This is a genomic window from Arthrobacter sp. A5, assembly GCF_051131705.1.
Taxonomy (GTDB): domain Bacteria; phylum Actinomycetota; class Actinomycetes; order Actinomycetales; family Micrococcaceae; genus Arthrobacter_M.
In genome coordinates this window covers 4,185,945-4,200,600 of sequence record NZ_CP180316.1, presented here as the reverse complement: position 1 = coordinate 4,200,600, position 14,656 = coordinate 4,185,945, and the positions used below count along the sequence as shown (strand labels likewise).

The 14,656-nt window shown below is 65.8% G+C and carries 16 protein-coding genes; 6 read left to right on the top strand and 10 right to left on the bottom strand.

What is annotated here, in order from left to right; genetic code table 11:
- Positions 1-309: 309 nt before the first annotated feature.
- From ACLLJI_RS19985 to ACLLJI_RS19975, 3 genes are all read right to left on the bottom strand, one after another.
- The gene (locus tag ACLLJI_RS19985; protein WP_434616084.1) at positions 310-1,953 is read right to left on the bottom strand and encodes a DUF222 domain-containing protein; all 1,644 of its coding nucleotides are present in this window, start codon (positions 1,951-1,953) and stop codon (positions 310-312) included.
- 336 nt (positions 1,954-2,289) lie between these two features.
- Entirely contained in the window at positions 2,290-4,098 is a 1,809-nt protein-coding gene (locus ACLLJI_RS19980) for a glycoside hydrolase family 15 protein (RefSeq protein WP_434616081.1), read from the bottom strand.
- A gap of 2 nt (positions 4,099-4,100) precedes the next feature.
- Entirely contained in the window at positions 4,101-4,316 is a 216-nt protein-coding gene (locus ACLLJI_RS19975; RefSeq protein ID WP_434616078.1) for a hypothetical protein, read from the bottom strand.
- Positions 4,317-4,414: 98 nt separating this feature from the next.
- Here ACLLJI_RS19975 and ACLLJI_RS19970 point away from each other — a divergent pair, with 98 nt between their 5' ends.
- The 3 genes from ACLLJI_RS19970 (at position 4,415) to ACLLJI_RS19960 (ending at position 6,787) form a co-directional block, all read left to right on the top strand.
- A complete protein-coding gene (locus ACLLJI_RS19970; protein WP_434616076.1) occupies positions 4,415-5,083 on the top strand; it encodes a hypothetical protein in 669 nt (222 codons plus the stop codon).
- A 309-nt stretch (positions 5,084-5,392) separates the two neighbouring features.
- Positions 5,393-5,590 (top strand): hypothetical protein, encoded by a 198-nt coding sequence (locus tag ACLLJI_RS19965; RefSeq protein WP_434616073.1) that lies wholly within the window; start codon positions 5,393-5,395, stop codon positions 5,588-5,590.
- Between the two features lie 111 nt (positions 5,591-5,701).
- The gene (locus tag ACLLJI_RS19960) at positions 5,702-6,787 is read left to right on the top strand and encodes an alanine racemase (protein ID WP_434616070.1); all 1,086 of its coding nucleotides are present in this window, start codon (positions 5,702-5,704) and stop codon (positions 6,785-6,787) included.
- Positions 6,788-6,829: 42 nt separating this feature from the next.
- Here ACLLJI_RS19960 and ACLLJI_RS19955 read toward each other — a convergent pair whose 3' ends face one another.
- The 4 genes from ACLLJI_RS19955 to ACLLJI_RS19940 form a co-directional block, all read right to left on the bottom strand.
- Positions 6,830-7,240: a hypothetical protein gene (locus ACLLJI_RS19955; protein ID WP_434616067.1), complete on the bottom strand. Its 411-nt coding sequence runs from the start codon at positions 7,238-7,240 to the stop codon at positions 6,830-6,832.
- Positions 7,237-8,565, bottom strand: a complete 1,329-nt coding sequence (locus ACLLJI_RS19950) for a hypothetical protein (RefSeq protein WP_434616064.1) — start codon at positions 8,563-8,565, stop codon at positions 7,237-7,239. The genes ACLLJI_RS19955 and ACLLJI_RS19950 overlap by 4 nt, the downstream gene beginning before the upstream one ends.
- A 167-nt stretch (positions 8,566-8,732) precedes the next feature.
- Positions 8,733-9,089, bottom strand: coding sequence for a hypothetical protein (locus ACLLJI_RS19945; protein ID WP_434616061.1), 357 nt, complete (start codon positions 9,087-9,089; stop codon positions 8,733-8,735).
- A gap of 14 nt (positions 9,090-9,103) precedes the next feature.
- Entirely contained in the window at positions 9,104-9,421 is a 318-nt protein-coding gene (locus ACLLJI_RS19940) for a hypothetical protein (protein WP_434616058.1), read from the bottom strand.
- A gap of 146 nt (positions 9,422-9,567) precedes the next feature.
- Between ACLLJI_RS19940 and ACLLJI_RS19935 the strand changes: the two genes are divergently transcribed.
- Complete coding sequence (locus tag ACLLJI_RS19935) at positions 9,568-10,401, top strand: SDR family NAD(P)-dependent oxidoreductase (protein WP_434616055.1); 834 nt, start codon at positions 9,568-9,570, stop codon at positions 10,399-10,401.
- A gap of 114 nt (positions 10,402-10,515) precedes the next feature.
- On the opposite strand, the gene ACLLJI_RS19930 is transcribed toward ACLLJI_RS19935, so the two are convergent.
- Positions 10,516-10,908, bottom strand: coding sequence for a type II toxin-antitoxin system VapC family toxin (locus ACLLJI_RS19930; RefSeq protein ID WP_434616052.1), 393 nt, complete (start codon positions 10,906-10,908; stop codon positions 10,516-10,518).
- 335 nt (positions 10,909-11,243) lie between these two features.
- On the opposite strand from ACLLJI_RS19930, the gene ACLLJI_RS19925 reads away from it, so the two are divergent.
- On the top strand, positions 11,244-11,729 hold the full coding sequence (locus ACLLJI_RS19925) for a hypothetical protein (RefSeq protein ID WP_434616049.1): 486 nt from the start codon (positions 11,244-11,246) through the stop codon (positions 11,727-11,729).
- 64 nt (positions 11,730-11,793) lie between these two features.
- Positions 11,794-12,183, top strand: coding sequence for a hypothetical protein (locus tag ACLLJI_RS19920; RefSeq protein ID WP_434616047.1), 390 nt, complete (start codon positions 11,794-11,796; stop codon positions 12,181-12,183).
- A gap of 72 nt (positions 12,184-12,255) precedes the next feature.
- On the opposite strand, the gene ACLLJI_RS19915 is transcribed toward ACLLJI_RS19920, so the two are convergent.
- Complete coding sequence (locus ACLLJI_RS19915) at positions 12,256-13,557, bottom strand: plasmid pRiA4b ORF-3 family protein (protein WP_434616044.1); 1,302 nt, start codon at positions 13,555-13,557, stop codon at positions 12,256-12,258.
- 423 nt (positions 13,558-13,980) lie between these two features.
- Positions 13,981-14,634, bottom strand: a complete 654-nt coding sequence (locus ACLLJI_RS19910; protein ID WP_434616041.1) for a GntR family transcriptional regulator — start codon at positions 14,632-14,634, stop codon at positions 13,981-13,983.
- Positions 14,635-14,656: the final 22 nt, after the last annotated feature.

Genomic DNA, 14,656 nt, shown 5'->3' with positions numbered 1-14,656 from the left:
CCGCATATTACAAGGGTCCAGTCCCGGCTCGCGCCAGCGCCTCCGAGAGCTGTCTGGATCAACGGTCCGCCGCGCCGGTAATTCCCAGCCGTTGGTCCTGACCGCAGACGCCTGATCCCCTCGCCCAGAGGGCGAGCCCGTCCAGACTGCAGACGCTCCTCCGGCTCCCGACAGGCCGGACCGGTCCAGACCGCAGACGCTCCTCCCGGTTCCGACGGGCCATGTCGGTCGGGACCGCCGTGGCTTGCTGTCCGCGGGGGTTATCGGTGGGGGTTCTGGTCTGCGGCATGGTTCAGCTTGCACGTCTGTTCAACCTGCCTCGGTCACCGCTGAGTGTCGTCTGCCGCTGGATCCCGGCCCCAGTGCCGTTCTCCGCGGCAGTCTCACCCTCAATCCGGCGCCGGTCTCGGCCGAGGGTTCGGCATTAATTTCCCCGGCAGTCTCCCCCGCGGTCTCGGCCGCAATCTCCGCGTCCCGGTCGTTCCCCGCGTCGGTCTCCGCGTCCCGGTCCCAGCCGGTATTGGTGTTGGGGTCCAGGGGTGGGAGGGTTTCGGGGGCGCCGGGGCGGGGTGGATTGAAGTACGTGTTCCGCCGTGGTGTCCTGGACGGGTCGAGGTCCTGTGGCGCGAGCCAGTACGGGAGGCCGTGTTTCATCAGAATTTTCCAGCGTCCCTGATGAATCAGATGATGGTCATACGTACACGCCAACGCCCCGTTGTTGACGCTGGTGCGTCCGTGGTGCTCGTCCCAGAACCTCACATGGTGGCACTCGGTCCACGCCGCGGGCATCGTGCATCCGGGTCTGCTGCAGCCCCGGTCCCGGGCGGTCAGGGCCAGACGCTGGGCCCTGGTATGCAGCCGCCGGGACCGGCCCTGATCCAGGACCTCCCCGGCCGCGCCGAGAACGACGGGAATGAGGTCCGCGTTGCAGGCCAGCTCCCGGACGTTCTCGGCCGTCACCGCGCCGGTGAACATGAACTCCCCGGCCATGCGCCCGGTCGCCAGCTTATCGAACAACTCCCGGTAATCGACGGTCACGAGGACCTGCGCATGGTTGCCCCCGGATTCGGGGAGTTCCCCGGCGCGCAGCGCGATCCCGCACGCCCCGGTCAGGGCATCGAGGAGTTTCTGCGGCCGGGTCCGCTGATCCAAGGAGCGCTGCTCCAGGGAGTAGGTGCGCGGATTCGTGCCGGTGTTCATCACGGTCTGCAGGACCTCGTACTGGGGCTGGGTCGCGAAGATCTCTACATGGTGCAGTCCCCGGTACATGCCGTGGTCGTGGACGCCCTGCCGTTCCGTGAGTTCCTCCGCGGTCGGTTCCCCGGCGTCCCGGTCGATCTGCAGTTCCCGCTCCCGGGCATCCCGGGCCAGGGTGTCCGGGTCCGTGGTGAGGGCCCGACCGGCCAAGACCGTTTCCATCCCGGTCAGCTGCGCCGCGGTGGCCTTGACCCGCACCGTGTTCAGGGCCCGCACGGCCAGGTTCAGGGTTTCCCCCGACACGGCGCCGGCGGCCGCGGCCCGGGCCAGCAGCGGATACACCGGCCCGGTAACCGTCCCGTCCGCGGACCGGCAGGGCAGCAGGTCCCGGCCCAGGAAGACCCGCCGGTTCGCGGCCGAGCGGGAGATCCGCAACCGCTCGATCAGCAGGTCCTGGACTCGGCGGTACGGGGATTTACCCCCGGCCGGGACATCCCAGACGAAGCGGGTATCCACACCTCCCGTCGCGGCGAGGTTCTGCGTATCGATCGCATGCGCCACGGTCACCTGGTTCACCTCGATCAGCCGGGAAGCGCCTTCGATCAGGTCCGCCGCTTCCAGCAAAGCGTCCCTGCCCAGCAGCGGCGCGGCCCCCGCGAAGGACGCGGTAAAAGACGCCAGCACGGCCACCGCACCTCGGAGCCCCGCGATGTCCGTCACCCCGGGAAAGCCTCCCGCGTCTCCTTTTGTTCCCATACAAAGAACACTAGGCGAACACACCGACAAAACCCGGACCACCCACACAAAGTGCACCCCCACCCCAATACCACCCCCTGTGCAGAAACAGTGGCTGGTCATCGGAATGGACTTGCCCGAGGGAGACGGCATGGCGGGCTGCGCAGTGTGAACCGGAGTGTATCCCCATTGAGGAAGCCAGGTCGTCCATTGCGGAAGCAGGAACGGTCACGCGTATAGGCAAAGGCGTGTCCATAACCGTTCGTGGCCGCCGCTCGTCCTAATGGCCACGCTAACCAGCATCTTAGGCGCCCGCGATGGGGTCAATTCCCCCGGTTGTGCCCCACCACGGTCACCTCAGTTTTGAGGGGCGCCGGGAATCGGAGCGTCGCTGCGGTGCGCTTTCCCATGATGGAGCTGCATGGCGCTGTTCACCAGCGCAAAATGGCTAAACGCCTGCGGGGTGTTGCCAAGTTGGCGCCCGGCCTGCGTGTCCCATTCCTCGCTGAGCAGGCCGACGTCGTTGCGCAGCGCCAGCAGCCGCTCGAACAACTCGGTGGCCTCCCGCCGCCGCCCGGCTCCGAGCTGCGCGTCCACCATCCAGAAGGAGCAGGCCAGGAACACGCCCTCTCCGCCCGGAAGGCCGTCGTCGCTCTTCTGCGGTCGGTACCGCATCACAAAACCGTCCTGTGAGAGGTCCTGCAGGATGGCGTCAATGGTGCCGATAACACGCGGATCATCCGGCGGCAGGAACCCCACGCGCGGTATCAGCAGCAGGCTGGCGTCCAATTCGGTGCTGCCGTAGGACTGGACAAAGGTGTTGCGGTCCGGATCGAAGCCCTTCGCCATGACGTCCGCGTGAATGGTGTCCCGCAGCGCCTCCCACCGGTCTACTGGCCCGGCCAGGTGGAATTTTCGAATTGCCTTGACCATCCGGTCCGCCGCTACCCAGGTCATCACCTTCGAATGGGTGAAGTGCCGCCGCGGCCCGCGCATTTCCCACAGCCCGTTGTCCGGCTGGTCCCATGCCCCTTCGAGGTGCTCCATCAGAGCCGTCTGCACACCCCAGGAATCGTCATCGGCCTTCAGCAGTGCATTACGGGTCAGCGATAGCCCATCCAGCACCTCGCCCCAGACATCGAGTTGGAGCTGATCCGCCGCGGCGTTGCCCGTGCGGACCGGGGATGATCCTTCGTAGCCGCGCAGCCAATCCAGCTCCGCCTCCGGAATGCGCCGCCGGCCGTCAATGGCGTACATGATCTGCAGGTCCGCCGGATCACCGGCCACCGAGCGCAGCAGCCAGTCCCGCCACGCCGTCGCCTCATCCGTATAGCCGGCGGCGAGCAGCGCCTGCAGCGTCAGGGTGGAATCGCGCAGCCAGCAATAGCGGTAGTCCCAGTTCCGCGGGCCGCCGATCTGCTCCGGCAGGGAGGTGGTGGCTGCGGCCACGATGCCGCCGGTCGGGACATAGGTCAGCGCCTTAAGCGTGATCAACGACCGCTGCACGGCCTCCTTGTACGGGCCGGTGGCCTTGCTGCGCCCACTCCACTGCGTCCAGTAATCGTGCGTCTGGGTCAGCGCCTTGTCCGGATCGATGGTGCGGGTCCGGTGATGTGTCAGGTGGCTGGGATGCCAGGTCAATACGAACGGCACCTTTTCGCCCGCCTTCACCGTGAATTCGCTGACCGAGCTCATGTGCTCGCCCTTCACAGCTACCGGCGTCGCCAGCAGTACGGCGTCCGGGCCCGCCACGGCGCGGATCCCCTTCCCGTGCTTACGCACCCACGGCACAATGTGGCCGTAGTCAAAGCGCAGCACCAGTTCACCGCGCATGCGCACGGTCCCGCTGAGCCCCTCAACAATACGGACGACGTCGGCAACCTCGTCGCGCGGCGGCATAAAGTCCGTGACGCGGACCCGGCCGTGCTTGGTGCGCCATTCCGATTCCAGAATCAGCGTTCCGCGTTGATAGCGTCGGCTGGTGCACACGCCCCCCTCTTCCGGCGCCAGCAGCCAGCGGCCGGCGTCGTCGTCGTCCAGCAGTGCTGCAAAGCAGGCGGGCGAGTCGAAATGCGGCAGGCACAGCCAGTCCATTGAGCCGTTGGTCCCGACCAGAGCCGCGGTGTGCAGGTCGCCAATGATCGCGTAGTCCTCGATCCGCGGCATGGCTACCGTCCCCCGAAGCCGAAGCCGAAGCCGAAGCCGAAGCCGAAGCCGAAGCCGAAGCCGAAGCCGAAGCCGAAGCGGGGGACGGCCGTCGCAGCCGGGACCATCGGGACTTCCCTGACGACCGTGGGTATCGCGGCGGCTGCGACCACTGGGGCAGTACGGGCGCGTTGGGCGGGACGGGCGGTAACAGTTGGCCGGGGCTCGTGAGTCAGCATGCTTATGGTCTATCACCGGGACCCGCGCCTGTCAGCCCCCGGGAGATGGGACGACGCCGGGTCTGGAAGTGCGTGTCCGGGGGTGCGACGATGGAAGCGTGCAGTCCATTCTCAATTTTGTCGGCCACTTCTGGTGGCTCGTGTTCCCGCTCAGCGGCGTGGTCGGCGGCTGGGCACGCGCCTGGACGCGGGCCGGCGAACGCCGGTACCAACGCAAACTCGAGCTGTACAAGGTCAAAAACCAGGCCCAGCGGGTGGAACAGGTCCGCGCCGATGAGGTGGGGCAGCTGATGACCACGCACGACGGCGTCAACAAGCGCTGGTTGGCCTACGAACTGGACGTGGGGAAGCTCATCGATTTTCCGATGATGACAGACGTGCGCGAACCGCTCACGGTCGCGTTCCTGCGCGCCAAGAGGGAGGCCGACGGGCTGCGCCCGGGCAGCCCCGAAGAAATCACCGCCAAGGGTCGGCTGGATGAATACCGCGCGGCCGTCAACGGGTACGAGGTCGCCTTCGAGGTGGCCGAGCGGGAAGCCCGGCGGGTCAGGGACAGCAGCTTTACCGGACCGGAGCGCCAGCGGCTGGCCACCGCCCGGAAGCTGATTACCATCGCCGTTGACGACGCCGCCACGCCGGCCGAGCGGCAAACAGCCTACCGGCGTGCCCGCCGTGAGCTGGATGGCCTGATCGTGCTGCCGGACGCGACCGTCGCCTCGCTGGAGGAAAAAGTGGCACGCATGCTCGGGACCGGCAAGGCACAATAGGCACGTCCGGGCGGGCAGATCTGCGCACTGCAGCGGCCACCGGCCCCACGTATAAACCTGAGGATCCTGTACAAAATTTTGTACGAAGGAGGCCGAATGAAGACCATGAGATATTCCGAGGCGCGCGCCAGTTACGCCGCGACCCTGGACGCGGTCCTTGATGGCAGGGAAAGGAAGCGGGGTTTGATCCCACCGTGCACCGGAGCGAGCGCGGCCGCTGGAAGCTGTATCTGGAGGCCCGAATAAGGCAGTTTCGGTGACGACGGTGCCGACGACTGTGCCGTGCTCCAGGGGCGCTATGTTCTGGCCATGCTCTCTGAATTTGCGGCAACGCTGGGGCTGATTGATGTGCGTTATACGGATCCGGAGGGCGCGCGGGATGATTTCCGCGATCGCTGGGGCGCCGACGACATGCCGTACCTGAGCCGCTATGACGGATTGGCCGCCATCCGGCTGAACCCGATTGGCGGGTTCAGCCTGGGGATGACGCGTGCGGTGGACGGCTGAGCGGGTAAATCCGCGCCCTGTTGTCCAAGGACCCTGGCCGTCCGCAGGCAGGTCCGCACCCGTCATCCAATGGCCTTGGCCCTGTCCCCGGATTCCTGACACGATGAAGACATGACTGCCAGCCTGAGCGCCCGCCATCTTCCTCCGACGCCGTTCCTTGCCGTGGACGCCGCCATCGTGGAGCGGAACCTGACCGGGATGGCGGATAGCGCCGCGGCCAGGGGCCTGTCCCTGCGGCCGCACGCCAAGACGCACAAGGTGGTTGAGCTGGCCCAGCGGCAGATCGGGCTCGGCGCCGTCGGGCTGACCGTCGCAACCCTGGGCGAGGCGGAAGTCTTCGCGGTATCCGGAGTGAAGGACATCTTCATCGCCTACCCGCTGTGGGCGGACGAGGGGAAAGGTGCGCGGCTGCGGGCGCTCACGGAGAACATCACGCTGACGGTCGGCATCGACACGGAGGAAGGCGCACGCCAACTGGCCGCGACGACGGCGGGAGCCCCGGTCGGTGTGCTGGTGGAAGTGGACAGCGGCCACCACCGCAGCGGCATTGCTCCGGCCGACGCCGGTGTTCTTGCCCGCGCTGCGGCGGACGCCGGGCTCGACGTCCGCGGAGTATTTACTTTTCCCGGCCATGGTTATGGACCGGGAAACCGGGGCAGCGCCGCCGAGGATGAGGCGCAGGCGCTCGCCGTCGCGGTGGAGTCCCTCGCCGCTGCCGGGCTGGCAGCGGCGGTGGTCAGCGGCGGTTCGACCCCGACGGCGGCAGCGGCGGACGCTTCAGTTCTGACCGAGGTGCGCCCCGGGGTCTACCTCTTCAATGACGCTCAGCAGCTGGAAATGGGCACCTGCGGCTGGGATGACATCGCCCTCTGGGCCGTGGCGACGGCGGTCAGCCGCAGCGGGCAGCACGTCATTCTGGACTCCGGCAGCAAAACGCTCGGCGCGGACCGGCTGGCCTGGGCCACCGGCGGCGGCCGGCTCCCTGACCATCCGGACGCACGCATCACCGCGCTGTCCGAGCACCATGCCACCGTGGAATTCCCTGCCGGCGCGGCGCTGCCGGGCCTGGGGGAGCTGGTCCGGGTGGTGCCGAACCACGTGTGCGCGGCGGTGAACCTGGCCGATGAGCTGGTGGTGATGGTCGACGGCGCCGTGGCCGATACGTGGCGCGTGGCGGCCCGGGGGCGGAACAGTTAGAACCCTGCGGGACCCGGGTGCCAGCCCAACGGCCTCGACCGGCTACTTCTTGGCTTGAATACTCAAGAAGACGTGCATCAGCTGGCTGTGGATCGCTGACTTCAGGTAGCCGGACATGGGTGCATCTGCCGTCCCGGAGGCGCCGGAATTCTGGGCATACGCGGTGGTGCTGATCGAGGCGCTAAAGCCACTGGTTCCGGCCGGCTGCCATTGAATGAAGGGGTACATATCGCAGATACCGGCCGCAGGTTTGACGTCCTTGACGGTATATCCCACATTGGGACCGTGCATTTTTACGGTGACCGTCGGGGTCTGGGAGGAGATCGACGGTGAGGCGAGATTCAGGCCCTTCACCGGCAACCGCAGTACGGTGGCTGCTTCATCGGGTGCCGAACCGCCGGGGCCGCAGGCTCCGCCCAGGCCGCTGATCCCCTCGATTACCTCGAATTTCACCGTTCCGGACGGATCTGTTGCGACGGTCCGTGCGCCGGCTGGTTCAGCGGCGGGCGTGGAGCTGACAGTCCAGTCGGCCGGCAGATTAAAGCTGAAGCCTCCTGCTTCCGTAGTGCGCGTCGTCCAGCCGCCAGACGATGACGTGGTTGCACCGGTGCCGCCGTCGCCGGTGCGGCTGCGGTCGCAGCAACCTGCCGCTGTGTGACCGTCAGCGTTATCGGCAGCACCGAGTACGAAACGTCGTAGGCTCCCGGCACGCCCGGACCATCAAAGCCGTAGATGACACCCCCGGCGGTAACGCCCGCGACGTAAGCGCTCCCGCCTTCAACAGCCGCTCCCGATACCAATTCTGTACCGTCCAGCGCGGAGACAACCGCCATGCGCCCGGCAGGTAAGGACGTGTTCTTGGTGGGTCCCGCGTAGCCCAAAACAAGCGCTTCCTGGAACCGGACGACGCTCGTCAGCGGCTGATCCACGGTCCACAGTTTGGCGCCTTTGGCATCGTAGGCCGACGTTGGGCCGCCCTCGCCTGCGTTTTCCTCAACCACCAGGTACTCGGAATCGGCGTACAGCACCCGCGTCGGCGTGCAGCCCGCGGCACCGGTGAACTCGCACGAGGTTCCCTGGGAGCCGTGAACGTCGACCGCGTTAAGGACCGTGCCGCCGTCGGACGTGGAAAGTCCGACGACGCCGGGCGCGTAGGAGCTGAAACCGTCCCGCTCCGACGTGGTCCCCGCCAGCAAAGTTCCTGCCTTAGCGTGCGTGGCACCCGGGGTGCCGTTGGAAAGCTTTAGCGAGCTGACGCCGTCGGGGGTCCCGATCAGCAGTTCGTCCGCGGTGACCGCGAGATCCCTGGGAACCGTGGGGAGCCTACTGGCCCAGAGCTGGGCGCCCTGGTCAGTGACAAAACTCAGCTGGTAGGCGCTATCAATCGGGTCACTCTGGTAGAGGAAGACAAAGCCGCCCGGCGCGGCGAGGACGTGGTTGAGCGACACCCGATCATTGCCCGTGATGCCGGGAATGGCGACCGGGGGAGTCCGCTCCAGCGAGAGAGGATTCCGGAGCTGGCTCTGGCCGATGATGGCGTTCATCTGCGGCGCTGCCTTTCCGGAGCGCTGCATGCAGACCATCTTGTCCGCCGGGCCGAGAACGCAGCCGCTCTGCGGCGGACCAAAGTAGATCGACTTGTCCAGCCACACCGGTTCACCGAGCTCGGCGGCAGTGGCCACCTTCACGAGCACCGGCTCGGGCGACGACGCCGGAGGTGCTACCGGCCGGGTGGATTGGACTGCGGCCGGTTCCGAAGTGCATCCGGTGGCGGTCATTAAGAGAAGTGTGGTGACGGCGAGGAGCCCCCAAGCTCGCATTATTTTCCGATCTGTTGTTATAGGTCAAAGCTGGTTGTACCCAACTTCAGTTTTGTGTCAATCGTCAGTGTAGCGGTCGACGCCCCGCCGGCCGGCTGCAAGAGATGGAACCCCCGGACGCGCCGTCAGCAGGGCCGGTACGTCTTGCCGCCCGGGGCGTAGCAGCGCGGGCCTGTGTAGCCCTTGGCCGGGGCAGGAACGACATCGGGTGCGATATACGGTTGCGCGGCGGGAGGGACGTAGGGCTGGGGAGCCGGGGGTGCATACGGTGCCGGAAGATTGCTGACCCTTAGCGCGTCCCGCCTTGCCGCCTCCTGCGCTGCCGCTCCTTGCACTGCTGCTTCTTGCACTGCCGCGTCTCGTGCCGCTTGTGCGGCGACAGCTTGTTCTGCAGCAGCGGCCGCGGCGGCTTCTGCTGCTGCCTTATCCGCCGCGGCCCGCGCGTTAGCGGCCAACAGCTCGTCACGGCGGTTCTCCAACACCGGAACGTTGGCGTCTATCCGGTCGATCGCCGCGTGACACGGGCGAGGTGCCGCGAAATATCCGCAGCGCTGAACGCAGCCCAAAGCACGGGTTTGGTTGAACCGGCTCCGGCAGAGAGCAGAGCGTGGACCACCTTGGCCGAAGCCAGCGCGGCAACGGCAGCAGCGGCTGCCCGGACTGTTGCAAGGTACTTCGTATTTGCCCCAGAGGAGACAGGAATCCCCAGACCCTTCCTGGCTACTTCTGCATCGATCAACTGCCCGGATTCGTTATACACCGCGGCCAGGATGGGCCCTGGCTTTCGGCGTGAGATGGGTGGTTTTGAACCCATGATTCCCCCCATTGGATTTTAGCGATCGAAGCTGACGTATAACAACAAGCTGGGTCCGGAACAAGTGACGCGCAGGCGCCGTTCTATCATCAGCAGCTCTCTCCCCGCACTGCGGACCTCCCGCTGGATAACCCGAAGGATTAGCCATGGCAGAACGTACGATCGTCATCACCGGAGCCAGCGACGGAATCGGTGCCGCAGCGGCGCGGGCGTTGGCTGCGACAGGTGACCGTGTCGTCGTCGTCGGCCGGTCGCCGGAAAAGACCAAGGCGATCGCCAACGAACTCGGCGCGGAGCACTTCCTCGCCGACTTCGCCCAGCTGGACCAGGTGCGCGGGCTGGCGGCCGCGCTGAAGGAAAAATATCCGCGCATCGACGTGCTGGCCAACAACGCCGGCGGCATTATGGGGCGCCGCGGGCTGACCGTGGACGGGCACGAGAAGACGTTCCAGGTAAACCATCTGGCACCGTTCCTGCTGACGACCCTGTTGCTGGACGTACTGTTGGAGAGCAAGGCCCGGGTGATCAATACCTCCAGCGTGGCCAACAGTTTCTTCGGTCATCTGGACATCGATGATCTGGACGCCGAAAAGAAGTACGGCACGAACCGGGCGTACGGCAATGCCAAGCTGGCGAACATTTTGTTCACGAAGGAACTTGACCGCCGTTACGGTGGGCAAGGACTGACGACGGCGGCGTTCCACCCGGGAGGGGTGGCGACGAACTTCTCCGCCGAGTCGAACAGTCCGATGCGTTTTGCCTACAAGGGCATCATGCGCAGGTTCATGCTGACCCCGGAGCAGGGCGCAGACACGCTGGTCTGGCTGGCGACCGCGCGGCCCGGATCGGACTGGATTTCCGGACAGTATTATGCCAAGCGCAAGGTCGCGAAGGCGAACAAGCAGGCCGACGACGCCGGATTGGCCAGGGCGCTGTGGGAGCGCAGCGAGGAGATGGTCATAGCGCAGCCGGCAGGATAGCCGGGACAGTTCCCTGACGCGGCGGCCGTGTGAGGCCCGCTGCACTCACGGCCGGCCAATCGGGGGGAGAATCCGCTGGCTGAATCACAACCGGCTGAATCACAACCGGCTGAATCACAACCGAAGGGCCACGCCCAGTTGGTCTGCCGCAGCAGCCAATGTTGAGTCGAAGGTTGCCAGTGAGGCGCCGGAGTTGACCGCCGTGAGCAGCACGCATGCGGCCGGCATCTTCAGCCCGGTTTCCGCCCGGAGCGAGGCCAGCTCCGGGGCCTGGTCTGCTGCCAACGAGTCGGTGTGAATGTTCAAGAGAGCCAACGCGGATCGGGCTTGTCGGAGACGACCCACCCTGGCCGGTGCGACCAAAACTTCGGCCAGGGTCAGGACATTAATGACCCACGACTCGCTGGCCGACGTTGCGAGGAACGCCTTGGCAGCCTCGTGATGCGGATCTTCATTTTCCAAAAGTGCGATGAGGATGCTGGCATCCAGGGCGATCACGCGGGCCACTCGTCCCTGAGTAATCTCAGGTAGTCCGGGCCGTATACACCGCTCATACTGCCAGCCGCTCCATCGACGGCCTGAATGCGGGCGGAAAGGGCGCGTTGCCGCTCGTTATGAATGGCTTTGTGGCCTTCCCGCAAGAGCCTGGCCAGGAGTATGCCAGGGCGCAGAGCATCCTCTGGCCAAACTTGGGCAGCATCACGGAGCGCGGCCTCGACTTCTTCCGATTCAGTGATGACGTGGCGGCGCCTGGTCGTAGGCATACCCCCGTGTAACACTGATGGATGAAGTGCAACACCTGTAAACCCACGACGCCGTCGCGTAGCTGGGAGGATAAGTGGATGGCATTTGAACCGGATCAGTACTCCGCAGCCGAAGTTCTGCCTTTGTTTCGCACCCGCGCGGACCTGCATCGATGGAGCGCCGCACATGCATTCGGCAGGCAGGCGTCAGAGGGCCTTCAACTGCTGCAGGGGGCGGCCGAACTCGGCGATCCGGCAGCCGTCATCGCCCCGGCGCAGACAGCGATCGCCAGCCTCTGCCGCATCCTGTTGCGGGCGGACGATTCCAGCGGCATCATCGGCGACGTGGTCAGGGGATTGCTGAAGCTGCATGCCCGGTCGTGCACGCAGGCGCCGCCCACGCCGGCGAAACTGGTGCAGTGGATGATCCGGTTCCAATTCCTAGATGATCAGGAATTCTTCGAGATCGACCCCGTTGATTATGCTGTCGGGTCATCAGGCGGAGGCCGCTGGCCATTATTGGGGCAGCCTGCTGGCCGAGCACAGGCCGGCGGAGGAACTTGCCGCGCGTCGGACGGTGTTTGAGCGTTGGCCAACGTCGAGCAACGCGACCGCTGTATTCCGGGCAGCGGGGGATCGGTGGGGTGTCATGGAAACGGCTGTCTTGGAACGGCTGGAACAGCGGACCTATGACTACATTGTTTTCCTTCTCCTTTCGATCAAGGACGTGCCGCGTGCCTGGGCCGAGGCGCACCGAACAGGACTCGACGACGATGGCTTGTGGACCCAACTGGTTGATGCTTACCAGCAGTCAAACCCCGCGGCCGTCATCCCGGTGCTGCAGCGCCTGGTGGAATCGGACCTTCAGGTGGCCGACGTCCGCAACTACAAGAGTGCCGGCCGCCGCCTTGTGCAACTGCGCGGCCTTGCCACGGATACGGGGCAAACCGATCTGGTCGCTGCCTTGATCTCAGATATCAGGTACCGGCACCGCAACCGGCCACGCCTGCTGCAGGAACTGGATCGCTCCGGATGCTGATCTGCGGCACATAGCTGGCTCTTTCGCGGCGGCGTCCATGCTGATTCCCTTCATGCTGACTCCCGGTCGTGCTTATTCCCGGCTCCTGCGCTGCCGCACGTCCAGCAGAAATTTGATCCCTGCCAGCGTGAGCGGGCCCTGTTTGCCGAACTTTTCCTCCGGTTCCCTTATGTCCAGGCAGCCCAGTGACCAGCGCAGATCCCGATACAGGCCCATTGCGTCCAGCTCTTCCACGGGCGCGCCACCGGGCATCCGGAACATCGAGTTATTCAGGATATCGGCCAGCACCGCTGCGATGACGTTCCATTCGGGCATGGTGCCTTCCAGCAACCAGCCGACAACCACGCGGTGCACCAGGTCCGCGGCGTTGCTGCCAGGCAACGCAAGACGTTCGGCTACGTGCGCCCACAAGGCGGCGTCGTCGTCGGCCATTTTCCGTGCCGCCGGCGTGAGGACCAGCCGCCCCTTGGTCTTGCGCAGCAGCTTCCACCGCACGCAATTCTCACGCAGCGCGAGCACCGGAATGGCCTGGTCCTCGCGGTTAATCGTCCCGTAACAGCGCTCCTGCCAGCCCAGCTCGCTCACGGCCGCGCGTACCACGGCGGGTTTGAGGTAACCGGCTGCCGTGAGTTCCAGGCCATCGGTCCCGGCGCGCTGCAGCAGCCAATGGATAGGACGGACGACGGCGGCAAGCTCGGTTTCGGTGGGCGGTCCGGCACTGCGCAGCAAGGCAAAACGTGCCAGGCGCGCGTTGACGGCGTCGATGTCGAAGGCCTCCGGATCGAAAGATTCAGCGTCCAAAGTGCCCGGCATCGACGCGGCGCCCGCGTACCAGTCCGCCAGATCTTCATACTCCGGATGCCGCGGATCCGCGAGCACCTCGCTCAGGTGGGTATAGCCGCTGATCCCGCCGGAATCCTCCACCGGACCGCGGCGCTCGCCGCCGCTACACGTAATCTGGCCCGGCTGGATCAAGCACCGCCCCGTCAGCGCGACGGTATGGTCCCAGGAATCGCCGAAGTCGTACTCGTACGCCAGCGTGGCGGGCCGGCCAGCGGCTGCGGCAGCGCTAGTCGCATCTGTGCCGGTCGAGCCTGCCACCGTCTCCAGCACGGCGGTCAGCTTGACGCCGGTCTCGGATTCGACCCCGATCTCCCGGGAGGTCTCTTCGTCCGAGAGGATTCGTTGCGTGTCCGGGTCAATTCCGGCGGTGAACTGGTGCAGATGGCGGTCCTCCCAGCCGAACGCCAACTGGATCACCCGGTGCAGCTCCGCCAGTTCTATGCTCTCCGGGACACGGATCGACCGCCAGATCGGCGGCGCGATCCCGTCCAGTGAGATGCGGAGTTCGAGTCCCTTTTCGGCGTTTCCCATGCCCGCCATTGTGTCAGAGCGGGGCGCAGGGCGTGGTTTCTGGCCGAAGCTGCGTGAACGACAAGACGGCGGAAGACGTTGGTCACTTCACTGTCGATGAGGTGCGGAGCTATCAACTCCTCATTACCGAGTAGGTCGGGATCGAGATCGTTGGCGAGCAACTCGACGACGACCCTCGCGTCGATTACGTTCACTCGCCGCGGCCTTCCCGAAGAGCACTGAGAATGACACCTCTGTCAGCATGGCCATGGACCCTGGCCTGTGGCTGTCGTACGACGGAAGCGTTAAGGTATGGAACCTGCGGCGTTGCATCAGGTTCCCTGGTTCGCGCAGCAGGTACCTCGTCAGGGAGAGGGCCTGCGCCGCCCGCAGCATCCGCCAAGGTTAGGGCGGGGATGGTCCACGACTGCTGCCTTGGCGCCCCTATTCGGGCAGCGTGTAGCGCAGGCTGAGCCAGTTTTCCCGGCTGGCCCGGGCCGCGCCCTCCGCGTCGCCGTCGCGGGCACACCGGATAATTTCCGCGTGCTGGGACACCGAGGTCCGGGCGGCAAAGGACGCGAAGTGCACCCGTTCCACCCGGCGCAGCACCGGAGTGCTTTGTTCCAGCACCTCGGGGACCACCGTGTTTCCGCAGCGGGCCACCAAGACGCCGTGGAAGTCATCGTCCGCCAGGAGCGCACCGTCCACATTCTGATCCTGCAAGGCCGCGGCGAATAGCGAGTTGGCCTCCTCCATCAGGGCAATGTGCTCCGCCGTCAGGGAAGGAACGGTCAGCCGGGCCGCCAACTCATGCATTGACGCCACCACCTGCTGCGCGCTAATAGTGGATGCCAGGTCGAAGGGAGCAACGATGGTTGCCCGGCCGGGCACGGCGACGGCCAGCCCGGCGCGCTCCAACCGCAAAAGCGCCTCGCGGATGGGAGTACGGCTGACGCCCAGCCATTGCTCCAGCTCGCTGTCCTTCAACCTTTCCCCCGGTGCGAACGTTCCGTCGACTATCGCATCGCGGAGAGATTGGTACACGTTGTCGCGCAGGAGCGAACGCTTGTGGACGCCCTGGATGGAGGGGATAGGCATGCTGCAAATGATATACACACTG